Annotated in this window: 13 protein-coding genes; 1 reads left to right on the top strand and 12 read right to left on the bottom strand. The window is 71.3% G+C overall.

The window, feature by feature from the left end; translation table 11 throughout:
- Positions 1 to 42 precede the first annotated feature (42 nt).
- The 9 genes from rarD to FVE89_RS30685 all read right to left on the bottom strand — a co-directional run bounded on the left by rarD (position 43) and on the right by FVE89_RS30685 (position 10,392).
- Positions 43 to 948, bottom strand: a complete 906-nt coding sequence (rarD, locus tag FVE89_RS25215; protein ID WP_161392896.1) for an EamA family transporter RarD — start codon at positions 946 to 948, stop codon at positions 43 to 45.
- A gap of 116 nt (positions 949 to 1,064) precedes the next feature.
- Positions 1,065 to 2,756 (bottom strand): HAMP domain-containing methyl-accepting chemotaxis protein, encoded by a 1,692-nt coding sequence (locus tag FVE89_RS25210; RefSeq protein WP_161392895.1) that lies wholly within the window; start codon positions 2,754 to 2,756, stop codon positions 1,065 to 1,067.
- A gap of 349 nt (positions 2,757 to 3,105) precedes the next feature.
- The gene (locus FVE89_RS31600) at positions 3,106 to 4,800 is read right to left on the bottom strand and encodes a HAMP domain-containing methyl-accepting chemotaxis protein (protein WP_348644731.1); all 1,695 of its coding nucleotides are present in this window, start codon (positions 4,798 to 4,800) and stop codon (positions 3,106 to 3,108) included.
- 413 nt (positions 4,801 to 5,213) lie between these two features.
- Positions 5,214 to 5,816 (bottom strand): pyridoxamine 5'-phosphate oxidase family protein, encoded by a 603-nt coding sequence (locus FVE89_RS25200; protein WP_161392894.1) that lies wholly within the window; start codon positions 5,814 to 5,816, stop codon positions 5,214 to 5,216.
- Positions 5,813 to 6,145, bottom strand: coding sequence for a lipid-A-disaccharide synthase N-terminal domain-containing protein (locus FVE89_RS25195; protein ID WP_161392893.1), 333 nt, complete (start codon positions 6,143 to 6,145; stop codon positions 5,813 to 5,815). The genes FVE89_RS25200 and FVE89_RS25195 overlap by 4 nt, the downstream gene beginning before the upstream one ends.
- The gene (locus tag FVE89_RS25190; protein ID WP_161392892.1) at positions 6,139 to 6,906 is read right to left on the bottom strand and encodes a glycosyltransferase; all 768 of its coding nucleotides are present in this window, start codon (positions 6,904 to 6,906) and stop codon (positions 6,139 to 6,141) included. The genes FVE89_RS25195 and FVE89_RS25190 overlap by 7 nt, the downstream gene beginning before the upstream one ends.
- A complete protein-coding gene (locus FVE89_RS25185) occupies positions 6,903 to 8,636 on the bottom strand; it encodes a glycosyltransferase family 39 protein (protein ID WP_161392891.1) in 1,734 nt (577 codons plus the stop codon). The genes FVE89_RS25190 and FVE89_RS25185 overlap by 4 nt, the downstream gene beginning before the upstream one ends.
- A gap of 284 nt (positions 8,637 to 8,920) precedes the next feature.
- Positions 8,921 to 10,111: a cystathionine beta-lyase gene (metC, locus tag FVE89_RS25180; protein ID WP_161392890.1), complete on the bottom strand. Its 1,191-nt coding sequence runs from the start codon at positions 10,109 to 10,111 to the stop codon at positions 8,921 to 8,923.
- A 107-nt stretch (positions 10,112 to 10,218) separates the two neighbouring features.
- Positions 10,219 to 10,392: an Rmf/CrpP family protein gene (locus tag FVE89_RS30685; RefSeq protein WP_202131097.1), complete on the bottom strand. Its 174-nt coding sequence runs from the start codon at positions 10,390 to 10,392 to the stop codon at positions 10,219 to 10,221.
- Between the two features lie 106 nt (positions 10,393 to 10,498).
- On the opposite strand from FVE89_RS30685, the gene FVE89_RS25175 reads away from it, so the two are divergent.
- Positions 10,499 to 10,768 carry a hypothetical protein gene (locus tag FVE89_RS25175; protein ID WP_161392889.1) on the top strand — a complete coding sequence of 90 codons (270 nt, stop codon included), beginning with the start codon at positions 10,499 to 10,501 and terminating at the stop codon, positions 10,766 to 10,768.
- 172 nt (positions 10,769 to 10,940) lie between these two features.
- Here FVE89_RS25175 and ntrC read toward each other — a convergent pair whose 3' ends face one another.
- The 3 genes from ntrC to dusB are packed head-to-tail and all read right to left on the bottom strand — an operon-like array spanning position 10,941 to position 14,620.
- The gene (gene ntrC / locus FVE89_RS25170; RefSeq protein WP_161392888.1) at positions 10,941 to 12,407 is read right to left on the bottom strand and encodes a nitrogen regulation protein NR(I); all 1,467 of its coding nucleotides are present in this window, start codon (positions 12,405 to 12,407) and stop codon (positions 10,941 to 10,943) included.
- A 48-nt stretch (positions 12,408 to 12,455) separates the two neighbouring features.
- Positions 12,456 to 13,598 (bottom strand): ATP-binding protein, encoded by a 1,143-nt coding sequence (locus FVE89_RS25165; RefSeq protein ID WP_161392887.1) that lies wholly within the window; start codon positions 13,596 to 13,598, stop codon positions 12,456 to 12,458.
- The gene (dusB, locus tag FVE89_RS25160; protein ID WP_161392886.1) at positions 13,595 to 14,620 is read right to left on the bottom strand and encodes a tRNA dihydrouridine synthase DusB; all 1,026 of its coding nucleotides are present in this window, start codon (positions 14,618 to 14,620) and stop codon (positions 13,595 to 13,597) included. The genes FVE89_RS25165 and dusB overlap by 4 nt, the downstream gene beginning before the upstream one ends.
- Between the last annotated feature and the right edge of the window lie 36 nt (positions 14,621 to 14,656).

The following is a 14,656-nucleotide window of genomic DNA, read 5'->3' as shown; positions in this document are numbered from 1 at the left end:
ATCATCCCTCATCCGGCCCCGAAGGACCCGTACCGGTATGCCTTATACACGCATCGCGTCCGGATCCGATCGCATCGGCGGGGCCGCGATGGGATCCGCCTTCCGCCGGCCCCGGAAAGCGTCGAGGGTGTAGAGGGCGAGCGCCACCCAGATCAGCGCGAGCATCAGCGCCCGGTGCGGCTCCACGCGCTCGCCGAAGGCCAGCACGCTGAGGCCGAGCAGGCAGGTCGGGGCGACGTATTGCAGCAGGCCGAGGGTGGTCAGGCGCAGACGCACCGCCGCGGCGGCGAACCAGATCAGCGGCAGGGCCGTGGTGAGCCCCGTGAGCATCAGGAGCGCGCGGCCCGCGGGCTCGGCGGGCAGGATCGGCTCGGGCGTGAGGACGAGCCAGACGATCGCGGCCGGCAGGAGCAGCAGCGTCTCGGCCAGGAAGCCGACCAGCGCATCGACCCCGACGATTTTCCGGACGAGACCGTAGAGCGCGAAGGTCACGGCCAGCGACAGGGACATGAGCGGCACCTCGCCGGCCCAGATCACCGCGACCCCGACGCCCGCCGCCGCGACCGCGACGGAAGCCGCCTGCATCGGCCGCAGGCGCTCGCCGAGCACCACCCGCCCGAGCGCCACGCTGACCAGCGGGTTGATGTAATAGCCGAGGCTCGCGTCGAGCAGGTGCCCGCTGCTGACCGCGTAGAGGTAGAGCAGCCAGTTCACGCCGATCATCGCGGCCGAGAGCGCGAGCAGGGCGTGACGGCGGCGGAAGGGCCGCGGCAGGATCAGGCGGTGGCGCGCCGCCAGGACCAGGGCCAGGGTGCCGGCGAACAGGCTCGACCAGACGATGCGCTCCGCCAGGATGTGGTTCGGGCTGTAGGCCCCGAGCAGCCGGAAATGGACCGGGACCAGCAGGCCCCAGCTCAGATAGGCGGCGAGCGCGTAGACGAGACCCACGGGTTCCTCCCGGTCCGCCCGGACGGCCGGGCGGTGCCGGGGCTGTACGCCCGGCGGCCCGCGCGGGACAGGGGGGCGGACGCACGGCCGCCATCCCCGTCCCGGCCCCGCTTCGGTCAGGCGGCCCGGATCGTCGCCAGGAAGCGCTCGACCTCGCCGCTGAGATGCTCGGATTGCCGCGACAGTTCCGAGGCGGCACCGAGCACTTGGTCCGCCGCCCGGCCGGTCTCCGCGGCGGCCGAGGCCACGCCGGCGATGTTGCCGGTCACCTCGCCGGTGCCCTGCGCCGCCTGACCGACGTTGCGGACGATCTCCTGCGTCGCCGCCCCCTGCTCCTCGACCGCCGCCGCGATCGTGGTGGTCACCGCCTCGATCTCCCGGATGCGGGCGGTGATCCCGCCGATGACCGAGACGGCCGAGCCGGTGGATTTCTGGATCTGGCTGATCTGGCCGGCGACCTCATCGGTCGCCCGGGCGGTCTGGTTGGCCAGTTCCTTGACCTCGGCGGCGACCACCGCGAAGCCGCGTCCGGCCACGCCGGCCCGCGCCGCCTCGATGGTCGCGTTCAGCGCCAGCAGGTTGGTCTGGGCCGCGATATCGGTGATCAACCGCACCACGTCGCCGACCTTGGCGGCGGCTGCGCTGAGGTCCTGCACCAGGGCGGCGGTCTGGCCGGCCTCGGACACGGCGCTCTGCGCGAGCTTGGCCGAGCCGTCGACCTGCCGACCGATCTCCTGCACCGACGAGCCTAGCTCCTCGGCCGCGCTCGCCACCGTGTTGACGTTGGAGGCGGCCTGCTCGGCGGCGGCGGCCACGGTGGTGGACTGGCTGGCGGTCTGCGTCGCCGTCGCCGTCATGGTCTGGGCGGTGGCCTGGAGCTCGGTGGCCGCGGACGAGACCAGGCCGATGATCCGGCCGACCGTGTCCTGGAAGCCGTCTGCGAGTTCCAGCATGGTCCGGCGGCGCGCCTCGGCGGCCGCCTCGTCGGCGACGCGCCGGATCTCGGCCTCCTCGGCGGCCTTCCGGGCGACCAGCGCCTTGATGCCCTCGACGGCCCGGCCGATCAGGCCGATCTCGTCGCCGCGCCGGGCCTCTGTGATCTCGGCGTCGATCTCCCCGTCCGCCATGCGCTGCAGCTTGGCCGATAGCCGGCGGATCGGGCGCGTGACGCCGAAGATCACGACCAGGATACCCGCGACCATGCCGACGGCGATGCCGGCGAGCGAGACGGTCACCAGCAGCGAGCGCGTCCCGTTGACCTCGACGGTCAGGTCGTCCGACCGCTTCTGGAGCGAGGCATCCATGGCGTCGACGAGCTGGCGGGCGGACTCGGTCACCTCCTTCTGGACGCCGTCCGCGATCCGGCGCGTCAGCGACAGGGCTTCGTCCGCCTTGCCGGCATCGGCCAGATCGCGCATCTCGCGGACGGCCCGGATATAGGCGTCGAAATGGCCGACGATCTGGTCGATGCGCTCGCGGAAGGCCGGGGCTTCCCGGCGGGCTCCGTCGATCAGCGTCGTCGCCTCGGCCGCGAGGGTGTCGAGATTGCGGCCGACGCTGCGCCCATCGGCCGTGCCGGCCTCGGTCGCGGTGCGCAGGGCGACGTAGCCGAGCTGCGCCACGATACGGTTCAGGCGGGCGACCTTCACGACCGCCTTCGACTCCTTGTCGAGCAGGATTGTATAGGATGCGTCAATCTCGGCGATTTTCTGAGATGTGTACCACGCACATCCTAGAAATATTGCACCTGTCAAGGCAATAACTGCTACAAGTTTGGTCGGAATATTTATTTTTGATATCCAGTCCATGACCGTACCTATTGGCAAGATTTGAGTTATGCCAATAAGAACTAGGCCATTTTCATGCGTTGGCAAGAAATATGGTCGACATCTCGTTGGTACAAGCTTGGTGAGCGGAAGATAAATCTGCGGCTCTCCGGACAATTCGATGCCGTATGAGTGGAAAGGTCAGAAAATAAACGGCATTTTTTTAGAGAAAATTAAGCACAATCTTTATTCCGAACTCTGTCGTTTCGCCTGATCCGCGCGCTCGGCCGGATCAGGCCGCGATGCGGCCCCCGCCCGGTGATCGCCGAAAGGCAGCCGTCGGGCCGCTCGGCCTGCATCGGAACGGCTGTGGCACGCGGACGGCCCGGGCTCACGCGGCCCGGATCGTGGTGAGGAAGCGCCGGACCTCGCCGCCGAGCTCCTCCGACTGGCGTGCCAGCGCGGCGGTGGCAGCCAGGACCTGATCGGCGGCCGCGCCGGTCGCCTCCGACGCCTCGGCCACGCCCGCCATGTTGCTGGTCACCTCGCTGGTGCCGGTGGCGGCCTGGGCGACGTTGCGCACGATCTCCTGTGTTGCCGCCCCCTGCTGCTCCACCGCGGCGGCGATCGACGTCGCCACCGAGTCGATCTCGCGGATCCGTGCCGCGATCGTGGCGATCACCGAGACTGCTTGGCCGGTCGCCCCCTGAATGCGGCCGATCTGCGCCGAGATCTCCTCCGTCGCCCGGGCCGCCTGGCCCGCGAGTTCCTTCACCTCCCCCGCCACGACGGCGAAGCCGCGGCCTGCCGCGCCGGCCCGGGCCGCCTCGATCGTGGCATTGAGCGCCAGCAGGTTGGTCTGGCTGGCGATGGCGGCGATCAGCTCCACGACGGCATCGACCTTGCCGGCGGCGGCGCTGAGATCCTGCACCAGGGCGGCGGTCTGGTCGGCCTCCGTGACGGCGTTCTGCGCGAGCGTGGCGGAGCCGCTGACCTGCCGGCCGATCTCCAGGACCGAGGTGCCCAGTTCCTCGGCCGCGCTCGCCACTGTGTTGACGTTGGTGGCGGCCTCCTCGGCGGCGGCCGCCACGGTGGTGGACCGGGCGGCGGTGCGCGCGGCGGTGTCGGTCATGGTCCGGGCGGTGGCCTGAAGGCTGGCGACCGAGGCGGAGACGAGGCCGATGATCCGGCCCACCGTGGCCTCGAAGGCGTCGGCGAAACTCAGCAGCGTCCGGCTGCGCTCGGCGGCGGCGGCTTCGTCGATCAGACGCTTGGCTTCCGCCTGCTCGACCGCGTTGCGGGAGACCAGGGACTTGATCCCCTCCACGGCCTTCCCGATCGCGCCGATCTCGTCACCACGCCGCGCCTCCGGGATCTCCGCGTCCAGCTCCCCCGCCGCCATGCCCTCCAGGACGACCGTCAGCCGGCCGAGCGGGCGCGTGACGCCGAGATTGACCAGCAGCAGGCCGGCCAGGATGCTGACCGCGATCCCGGCCGCCGAGGAGCCGATCACCCAGACCAGGATCGTTCGGGTGTCCGCATCGAGCGTCGCGGCGCCGTTCCGGATCGCCGCGCCCAGATCGTCGGCAAAGGCGTCGATCTCGGCAAACAGCGTCTTCTGGACAGGATCCACCTTCTTGTGCGCGAGGGTCAGAGCCTGGGCACTCATGCCCTTCTTGATCATGGCGCACATCTCGCCGGTGAGCTTGGCGTAGGTATCGAGCAGGGCGGCGATCCGCTCGGTCCGGTCGTGGAAGGCCGCCGGGGCGTTCCGGCGCACGCCGTCGATGAGCTTGCCGGCCTCGGCCGGAAGCGGCTCGAAGGCGGCGCCGATCCGGTCCGATTCGTCCGGGTCGGCCTCGCCGAGGGCTCGGAACGCCACGTAGCTCATCTGATAGACGGTGCGGCCGAGGCGCGCCGCCATTGTGGCGGCCGTGGCATCATTGTCGAGATACGCACTATAGGCCGCGTCCGTCGCCACCATGCGCTTCGAGATATAGTAGAGATAGCCGACTGAACTCGCGGCGATAAAAGCGAACGCGAATGCAATTTTCAGCGATATTGAATTTCTGAACAAACGATTCACGGCCAAGTCCCCGGGACCGGCTCTGCTTACATCCGTCAAACTAAAGAAGTCTACAGAAAACTGGCGCGATGGTGCGCTTCGGATCAGAGATGGGACAGTCTCGACGGACCTGTCATTTGAGATTGTTGAACTGATCCAAGTCGCATCTTTCGGTAGTTTGTCTTAGAGCGCTCTCCGCCGAAATGGATGCCGGTTCGGCGCAAGAGCGTGCGCTGCGACAAAGGCTCAGAGCCGCGCTCGATTGTGACGCGATCGGGCGCGCGGCTGTAAGTCTTCCTCACGGTTTCAGACAGCGCCCATGCGGGTGCGGCACACGATACGAGCCGGGAAAGCTTCGTGTCGGCCGATTCATCCTCGATCTACCCCGCAGCGGCACCCGCGCAGCGGACGGGGTTGCGAGCGGGCGAATCCGATCAGGGCGCGAGCCAAGCCGCGTGCCAACCGGCCTCGCGGCGATGCCACGCCGCCCGGCGATGACCGCGGCGATCGAGGAAGAGGAAGTCCAGTCGCGCGGCCCGGACCAGCACGGCGGCGAAATGCGGCCGGCCGGTCGTCGCGGCGGCGGACTCGTCCGGCAGCGTGTAGGCGCCCCCCGCCGGGAGCGCGGTGCCGGGGGCGGGCTCGGCCGCGTAGCAGACCCGGCTCATCGCCCGGGATCCGGCCCAGGCTGCCTCGGCCACGGCATCGTCGGTGTGGAGGGTGGCGTGGCCCTCCACGCGGATCTGGATCTTGGCCGCCGCATCGTACGCCATGAGGGCGCAGGCCGGGTTGTCGGCGATCTCGGCCGCCTTGTCGGAGCGGCGGTCGCAGTGGAACCGGAGGGTGCCGGTTTCCGGGTCGGCCTCGCGCAGCACCACGGTGCGCAGCCGTGGGACGCCGTCGGCGCCGAGGGTCGCGAGCGCCGGCAGGTGGAATCCGCTGCGCCCCAGAGCGGCGCCCTCGGCCAGGAGCCGCCACGCTTCGGCGAAGCTCGCGTCGAGGTCGTCGTAGAAGGCCGGCAGCGGCGCGCGGGTCATGCCGAGCCCCGTTTCCGCCGCCGCTCGCGAAAGATCAGCGCGAGGTTGCGCAGGTAGATGCCGGTCGACAGCCCCTGGCCGATGATGATCACCGGCTCGCGCCGCACGAAGCCGTAGACCAGGGTCATGAGGCCGCCGAGGATCGACAGGAACCAGAAGGACAGCGGCATCACGCTGCGCCCCGCCCGTTCGCTGGCGATCCATTGCAGGATGAAGCGCGAGCCGAACACCACCTGGGCGACGATGCCGAACACCAGCCAGAAATCCATCCGCGTGACGAACACGTCGTAGAAGTAGTCCGGCAGGTCGTGGGCGAGCTGGATCAGCATCCGACGTCCTGATCTGCCGGCGTCCCGGCCGGCGCGGCGATCTCTTCCGGGCGCGGATCGGCGCGCTTGCGCCGGATCAGCCACCAGACGCCCGCGAGATCGAGGAGCCCGACCCAGAGGCGGTCGAACAGCCCGTAATTCGAGACCCCCGTCATCCGCGGCCGGTCGACCACGTCGCGGTGGACCACGGCAAAACCCTCCCGCGCCACGAGCGCCGGCATGAACCGGTGCAGGGCGTCGAAATACGGGAGCCGCAGATAGACGGCGCGGCGGAAGACCTTGAGGCCGCAGCCGGTGTCGCGGGTCGCGTCCTTGAGGATGCGCCCGCGCACGCCGTTGGCGATCCGCGACTGGAGCATCTTGAACGGCCCGTCCTTGCGCCCGCGCCGCTGGCCCTGGGCGAGCCCGGCCCCGGGGCCGGCTTCGTCGAGGGCGGTGAGCAGGACCGGGATGAAGGCCGGATCGTTCTGGCCGTCGCCGTCGAGGGTCGCGACGATCTCGCCCCGCGCCGCGAGGACGCCGCTGCGCACGGCGGCGGATTGGCCGCCGCTGCGGGCATGGCGCAGCACCCGAAGCCAGGGCCGCCCGGCCCGGGCCGCCGCCAGCGCCGCCGGGGTGCCGTCGGTGGAGCCGTCATCGACGCAGATCAGCTCGACGGCGAGGCCCGCGCAGGCCGCCTCGATCTCGGCCACGAGGGGGGCGACATTGCCGGCCTCGTTGCGCATCGGCACGACGATGCTGAGACGGGGGGCCTCGCTCACGGGGTCACCCCATAGGCCGTCACGAAGACCCGCCGGCCGGTGTTCAGGTTGAAGCCATCGACCTCGGCCAGCGGTGCCGGCGCCCCGCCTCCCACCGGCCAGGCGGCGTTGAAGTCGTCGCGATCCCTGGCCTCGACGAACAGCAGCCGGCAGCCGCCGGCAGCGAGGAACGCCTTCGCCGCGGCGCCGTCCGGCGGCAGGGCAAGCCCGGTGCCGATCAGGAACACGAGGCTCGGCTCCCGGTAGCCGAGGCTCGCGACCTGGGGATCGGCGCAGGGCATCCGGTCGCGCAGGGCGGCGAGGCGCGGGGAGACCTTCAGGGCCGGCAGCGAACGCTGCGCCACGCCCAGCACCGCCGGCCCGAGGAGGCACGAGGCCAGCACGCCGAGCACCAGGGCGCGCTCCGCGGATCCCTCCACCGGCCCCCGCGCGAAGGCCAGCCACGCCAGTGCCGCGACCGCACAGGCGGCGGCGAGCAGCGGCAGGGCCGGCCACGGAATCGTGTGGCCGTCGAGGCGCCAGCCGACGACGCACAGGCCGATCGTCAGCGCGACGGGGATCGCCGGCACCAGCAAAGCGGTCAGGCGCGCGCCGCGCAGCCGGGGATCCAGCGCACCCCGCGACAGGGCAAGCCCGGTGAGGATCGCGAGCCACGGCATCAGCGGCAGGACGTAGTGGGGCAGCTTGGTCGGCATCGCCTCGAAGATCAGCCAGGCCGGCAGCACCGTGGCGATCAGGAAGGCGGATGCGGGCTCGCGCCGGGCCCGCCACGCGAAGGGCAGGCTCATGGCGGCGAAGGCGGCGCCGGGCCAGAAGGTCGCGAAGAAGGCGAGCGTGTAGGCCCCGGGCGGTCCCCAGTGCCGCTCGGCCGCGCCGCCGACCTTGCCGAGCATGTCGTGCCCGATCGCCTCGGCGTAGAAGGCGCCGCCGCTCTTCCACGCGATGGCGGCGAACCAGGGGGCGACCAGGGCGAGCGTCAGGGCGAGGCCCGGCAGCGGCCGCAGGGGCAGCAGCCAGCGCGCGGAGCGCGCGACGATCGACAGGAACAGTGCCGGCAGCGCGACGAAGAGCGGGACCATCGGCCCCTTCACGAGGATGCCCAGAGCCATCCCGAGCCAGAAGGCCGCGAAGACCGGGCCTGAAGGGGGCCGGCCCGCGCGCGCGGCCAGCCACGTCCGTGCGAGCGCGCCGAGGCTCGCCGTGGCGCAGGCCGCCAGCAGCGCGTCGGTCTTGGCGAGATGCGCCTCGGCGTTGAGCATCAGGCAGGCGCCGTAGAGCGCGGCGGCGAGGAGCGCCCCGCGGCGGGGCAGGACGGCGAGCGCGGCCCAGTAGGCGAGCAGCACCGAGGCGGCGGCGCCGATCAACGAGGGGATGCGGTAGAGGGCGATCTGCGTGCGGGCCTCCGGCACGCCAAGCGCTTCCCCGGTCGCGACCGCGGCGGCCTGGGCCCAGTAGATGCCCACCGGCTTCTTGTTGCGCGCCTCGCCCTGGAAGCGGATGTCCACGAAATCGCCGGTCTCCAGCATCTGCTTCGAGGCCTGGGCGAAGCGCGGCTCGTCCCGGTCCATCGGCTGCAGCGAGATCTGGCCGGGCAGGAACAGGACGAGGCAGAGCGCCAGCAGGGCGGCAACCGCGCGGGCATGGGTCAGGCTCAGCGCGTCGAGCCCGCGGCCGATCCGGTCGGCGGGTGCGAGGCGCGCGGTGCCGCCGGCTGAGAGGCTCGTGGTCATGCCGGGCGGGTCAATCAGGATCGCGCGGGAAGGTCAAATGCACCGGGTCTCTTGAAGGCGCGGATCGCCGTATCGGGACGGGTGTTCGGTGCCGCTTTGCGGCGCTTCGCAGCCCCGGTCCCGGGGCGCATTCCGCCGGCGCCGCCTGCGCCCGGAAAAGGGACGCGTACCATCCTGAACCGCCCCTTGTCCCGGCAGGTGGCGCGGGGGCGGAACCTGATCCGGCACCGTCGCGACCCCCCGGACACCGGCGCCCTGGATCGGGCGGCGCCGGCTCGGCTCGCTCACGCGGCGGCCCGCAGGCGCGCGAAGCCGGCATCGAGATCGGCCTTGAGATCCTCGACGTCCTCGAGCCCGATGTGGAAGCGCAGGGCCGGCCCGCCCGGCGCCCATGTCGTGGCGGTCCGGTAGCCGGCGCAGTCGAACGGGATCACCAAGCTCTCGAAGCCGCCCCAGGAAAACCCCATCCCGAACAGCTGCAGCCCGTCCAGCATGGCGGCTACGCCCGCCTCCGGCACGGGCTTCAGGATCACCCCGAACAGCCCGGAGGCGCCGGAGAAGTCGCGCTTCCAGATCGCGTGGCCGGGATCCTCCGGCAGGCCGGGATGGAGCACCCGCAGCACCTCGGGCCGGGCCTGGAACCAGCGGGCCATCTCCAGCCCGGCGCGGCCGTGCTCGCGCAGCCGGAGGTTCATGGTGCGCATGCCCCGGAGCGCCAGGAAGATGTCCTCCGCGCCCGCGCACATGGCGAACTGGTCGAAGGTGCGGCGCACCGCCGGGAAGTACTTCGCGTTGGCCGAGGTCAGGCCGATCAGCAGGTCCGAGCCGCCGCTCAGATACTTGGTCCCGGCCTCGACCGCGATGTCGACCCCACGCTCGTGCGGCGGGAACAACAGCGGCGTCGCCCAGGTGTTGTCCATGATCACGCAGGCGTCGCGGGCATGCGCCTCCGCGGCGATGGCCGGGACGTCCTGCATCTCGAAGCTTTGCGAGCCGGGCGCCTCGACCAGCACGGCCTTCGTGTTCGGCCGCATCAGCTCGGCGATGCCGGCGCCGATGACCGGGTCGTAATAGGTGACCTCCACGCCGAACCGGGCCAGCACGCCGTCGCAGAACTGGCGGGTCGGCCGATAGGCGGAATCGGTGACGAGGAGGTGGTCGCCGGCTGAGACCGCCGCCATCAGCGCGACGGTCAGCGCCGCCAGCCCCGAGGGCGTCACGACGGTGCCGGCGGCGCCCGCGAGGTCCGTCCAGGCGCTCGTCAGCGCGTCCATGGTGGGCGTGGCCGAGGTGCCGTAATTGTAGCGCCCGCGCCGGTGCTTGATCGCGTCGTAGGTCGGATAGAGGACGGTCGAGCCGCGATAGATCGGCGTGTTGACGAACCCATGCTGCTCGCCCGGATCCCGGCCCGCATGGACGAGGCGCGTCGCGGGCGCGAAATTCTTTTCGGACTCGGGCGGGGGCTTCAGGGACATCGGGACTCGTGGACCGGGCTGCGCTGCACCGCACGAAGCGCCGCCCGCCCGGCAAGGTCAAGCGGAGCGCTCGCTCTACGGTCTTCGGACGCCTGCGTTTCCCCGGATCACGGCTTCTCGGGCGGATCCGAGTTCACGGCCTCCTCGTAGGCTTCCATCCAGGCGGCACGCTCCTCGGAGCCCTCCGGATAGGGGCATTCGCTCACGGGCTTGCCGTAGAGCCGGGCATTGCGTCCCTGGATGAACGGGCTGTCGCTCGCGGTGGCCTGGGCGTTCGTCACTATCGCCTCCCGAAGACTTGTTCCCCGTCAACGATCAGGGGTGGGGCTTCGTTAACGGCCGCGGCGCTATTCTGTTGCCGTCTCAAGTCGCGTCCCGGGTCGTCGCGTGCGTATCCTGCGTTCCCTCATCGGCGGCGTCCTCGTCCTCGCCTCCACGGCGACGGTCGTGTTCGTCAGCGCAGACCGGCTCGCGCATCTGGCGCCGGCGCCGATGGTCCGCGCCGCCCAGGCCGAGCCCTCCGCCACCGGGTCCCTGCCCGCGCCCGTCAAGGCCGCGCCGGCGCCGAAGCCGGCTGCGCCGAGCATCCCGAACGGGTTCGACACCGAGCGGTTGCACGCGTTGATGCGCGGCGACCCGATTCTGCCGGGGCGGTGAGCGCAGGCGCGATCGCGCTCATCCCACCCGCAACCTCATCCTGAGGCGCCGGAGCGTAGCGGAGGCCTCGAAGGAGCCCTCCAGAAGATGCTGCGATCCTTGGCGCCCTCCTTCGAGGCTGCTGCGCAGCACCTCAGGATGAGGGGGATGGGTTGGATCAGGCTGAGAAGTTCTACCGCGCCGTGCGAAACACCTGCAGGTCGAGGTCGCGCACCTTCTTGCGCAGGGTGTTGCGGTTGACCCCGAGCAGTTCCGCCGCGCGGATCTGGTTGCCGCGGGTGGCGGCGAGCGCCGCGCCGATCAGCGGGCCTTCGATCTCCCGCAGGATCCGGTGATAGAGCCCCGGCGGCGGCAGCGTGTCGCGATACCCGGAAAAGTAATCCGAGAGGTGCCGCTCCACGGCGCTCGACAGGCTCTCCGACTCGGCTCCGGCCTTGCGGGCGGCGCCGTTGGCCGCGGGCGCCGCGGGGGTGGCCAGCGGCAGGGTGTCGAGCTCGGCCTCGATCACCGGGCCGGTGATCGTGTCCTGCGGGTAGAGGGCGGCGAGCCGCCGGACGAGATTCTCCAGCTCGCGGACGTTGCCCGGCCAGCGGTAGCGCTTGAGCCGCTCCATGGCGTCGCCGTCAAGCGACTTCCGGGTCAGGCCCTCGCGCTCGACCAGCACGAAGAAGTGGCGGACGAGGTCCGGCACGTCCTCCGAGCGCTCGCGCAGGGCCGGCAGCCGCAGCGGCACCACGTTCAGCCGGAAGAACAGGTCCTCGCGGAAGATCCCCTGCTGGATCGAGATCCGCAGATCCTTGTTGGTCGCCGCGATGATCCGGACGTTGGTCTTGATCGGCACCCGGCCGCCGACCGTGGTGTACTCGCCCTGCTGGAGCACGCGCAGCAGCCGCGTCTGCGCCTCCATGGGCATGTCGCCGATCTCGTCGAGGAACAGCGTACCGCCCTCGGCCTGCTCGAACCGGCCGGCCGAGCGCTGGAGCGCGCCGGTGAAGGCGCCCTTCTCGTGGCCGAACAGCTCGGATTCGATCAGGTCGCGCGGGATCGCCGCCATGTTGACCGGCACGAACGGGCCGGTGCGGCGGCGGCCGTAATCGTGCAGCGCCCGGGCGACCAGCTCCTTGCCGGTGCCGGACTCGCCGGTGATCATCACCGTGAGGTCGGTGGGCATCAGCCGGGCGAGCGCCCGGTAGATCTCCTGCATCGCCGGCGAGCGGCCGACCAGCGGGATATCCTCGTTCTCCGGCCCCGCCCCGGCCGGCGCCGCGCCGCGGGGCCGCGAGAGCGCCCGGCCCACGATGGCGATCAGCTCCTTCAGGTCGAAGGGTTTCGGCAGGTACTCGTAGGCACCGCGCTCCGAGGCGCGGATCGCCGTCATGAAGGTGTTCTGCGCGCTCATCACGATGATCGGCAGCTCCGGCCGCACCCGCTTGATGCGCGGCAGCAGGTCGAACACGTTCTCGTCGGGCATGACCACGTCGGTGATGACGAGGTCCCCCTCCCCCTGCGCGACCCAGCGCCAGAGGGTGGCGCAGTTGCCCGTGGAGCGGACCTCGTAGCCCGCCCGGGACAGGGCCTGGTTGAGCACGGTGCGGATCGCGGCGTCGTCGTCGGCGACGATGATGTGGCCGTTGGGCATGACTCTCTACTCAGACCTCCGACGGGGGCCGGAAAGGGGGAAACCACATTACGGATCGACCGCCGATTCGCGCCCGTCGCGGGCGCTCGACATCGGCAGGAGGATGCGGAACGTCGTGCGGCGGGGGGCGGGATCGCACTCGACGATCCCTCCGTGATCGCCGACGATCTTGGCCACCAATGCAAGACCGAGGCCGGACCCCTGCGCCTTGGTGGTCACGAACGGGTCGAACAGGTCCTGCAGCAGCTCGGCCGAGATGCCGGGGCCGTTGTCGCGCACCGCCACCTCGATCGGCAGGCTGACGCGCTCGCGCGAGCCCGGCACCTGCAGGCGCAGGCCGGTGCGGAAGGCGGTCGACAGGGTGATCTCGCCCTCGACCGCATCCGGCCCGATCGCCTCGGCGGCGTTCTTCACGAGGTTCAGGATCACCTGGATCAGCTGGTCGCGGCTGCCGAGCACCGGCGGCAGCGACGGGTCGTAGGTCTCGACGAAGCGGATGTGGCGCGCGAAGCCCGACTGCGCCGAGCGCTTCACCTGATCGAGCACCCCGTGGACGTTGACGGCGCCGCGCTCGGCCGGGCGCTCGTCGCCGAACAGCTCCATGCGCTCGACGATGCGCACGATCCGGTCGGATTCGTCGCAGATCAGGCGGGTCAGCAGCCGGTCCTCTTCGGCGCCGGTGCTCTCCAGGAGCTGCGCCGCGCCGCGGATGCCGGCGAGCGGGTTCTTGATCTCGTGGGCGAGCATCGCGCCGAGCGCCACCATCGAGCGCGCGGCGCCGCGATGGGTGAGCTGGCGGTTCATCTTGTCGGCGATGGTGCGCTCCTGCAGCATCATCACCACGGCGTCGCCGTCGTCGCCGAGCGGGGTGGCGAACACGTCGACGCTGCGCTCCAGCCCGAGGCGGGGCTGGGTCAGCTCCACCCGGTACTCGCTGACGCTGGCGCGGCGGCGGCGCACCTCGGCCACCAGGGCGATGATCGGCGAGGCGAACGGGATGATGTCGCGCAGGCGGCGGCGCTGCATCAGCCGGGCGGAATAGTCGAAGAACGCCTCGGCGGCGTGGTTGCAGTGGAGGATCTGCTCGTCGCCGCCGATGGTGAGAACCGGCAGTGGCAGGGCGTTGAGCACGGCCTCGGCGGCGGTGTCGCGCTTTGTACCGGGATCCTGCTGGGGAAGTTCGTCGCTCACGCGGCCTCCCGCACCGTGTCGGCCGGTCCCGCGAAGGCCCGGGCCAGGAGGGACAGGACAACCTCCGGATCGGAGGTGGTCAGCAGCGCCGACCGCTCGGCCGGCTCCAGCGCGCCGCCGGTCGCGGCATAGGCGGCGAGGTGTTTTCGCGCGTGGCGCACGCCCATGTGTCGACCATAGAGGGACAGGAGGCCGGCATAGTGCTCGGCGGCGAGCGCCGCCTGCTCGGCCCGCGACGGCTCCGGGACCTGCCGGCCTGCGAGGGCCGCCGCGACCTGCCCGACGAGCCAGGGCCGGCCGGTCGCCGCCCGGCCGATCATCACCCCGGCGGCGCCGGAGGCCGCGAGGCAGGCGCGGGCGCTGGCGAGATCGGTCACGTCGCCGTTGGCGATCACCGGGATCGACACCGCCTCCACCACCGGGCGGATCGCCGCCCAATCGGCCGTGCCGGTGTAGAATTGCTGCCGGGTCCGGCCGTGGACCGTGACGGCGTTGAGCCCCAGCCGCTCCGCCCGGGCCGCGAGGTCGGCGGCGTTGCGGGTCGCGTCGTCCCAGCCGAGGCGCATCTTGACGGTGACCGGCACCGAGACGGCGTTCCGGACCGCGGCGAGAAGCCGCTCGGCATGGTCGAGGTCGCGCATCAGGGCCGAGCCGGAGGCGATGCCGGTCACGATCTTGGCCGGGCAGCCCATGTTCACGTCGATCACGTGGGCGCCGCCGGCCTCCGCGAGGCGCGCGGCCTCCGCCATCGGCCCCGCCTCGCAGCCCGCGAGCTGCACCACGTGGAGGTCGACGCCCGACCCGTCCGCGCGCAACGTAGCCTCGCCGGCGCCCCGGGCCAGCTCGCGGGCCGCCACCATCTCGGAGACCACGGCGTCGGCGCCGCAGCGGCGGGCGATCCGGCGCATGTGCAGGTCGGTCACGCCGGAGAGTGGGGCCAGCAGGCAGAGCGGTGCGGGCTGTGCCCCGCCCCCCGTCGGCCGTCCCCCGCGCAGCGCGCTCAAATAATGATCAGTCGCCATTCTGCACAACAATGAGGCAAACCCGGGCCGCTGGCA

It is taken from the genome of Methylobacterium sp. 2A, assembly GCF_009806555.1.
Taxonomy (GTDB): domain Bacteria; phylum Pseudomonadota; class Alphaproteobacteria; order Rhizobiales; family Beijerinckiaceae; genus Methylobacterium.
Note: the sequence above shows the minus strand (reverse complement) of the source record. Positions and strands in the feature narration are given on the sequence as shown.

What these genes read in the sequence shown, in the direction of transcription:
- FVE89_RS25185 (WP_161392891.1), bottom strand. Translation starts at nt 8,636, where the DNA reads ATGACCACGAGCCTCTCAGCCGGCGGCACCGCGCGCCTCGCACCCGCC.
- metC (WP_161392890.1), bottom strand. Translation starts at nt 10,111, where the DNA reads ATGTCCCTGAAGCCCCCGCCCGAGTCCGAAAAGAATTTCGCGCCCGCG.
- dusB (WP_161392886.1), bottom strand. Translation starts at nt 14,620, where the DNA reads ATGGCGACTGATCATTATTTGAGCGCGCTGCGCGGGGGACGGCCGACG.
- FVE89_RS25195 (WP_161392893.1), bottom strand. Translation starts at nt 6,145, where the DNA reads ATGCTGATCCAGCTCGCCCACGACCTGCCGGACTACTTCTACGACGTG.
- FVE89_RS25200 (WP_161392894.1), bottom strand. Translation starts at nt 5,816, where the DNA reads ATGACCCGCGCGCCGCTGCCGGCCTTCTACGACGACCTCGACGCGAGC.
- ntrC (WP_161392888.1), bottom strand. Translation starts at nt 12,407, where the DNA reads ATGCCCAACGGCCACATCATCGTCGCCGACGACGACGCCGCGATCCGC.
- FVE89_RS25210 (WP_161392895.1), bottom strand. Translation starts at nt 2,756, where the DNA reads ATGGACTGGATATCAAAAATAAATATTCCGACCAAACTTGTAGCAGTT.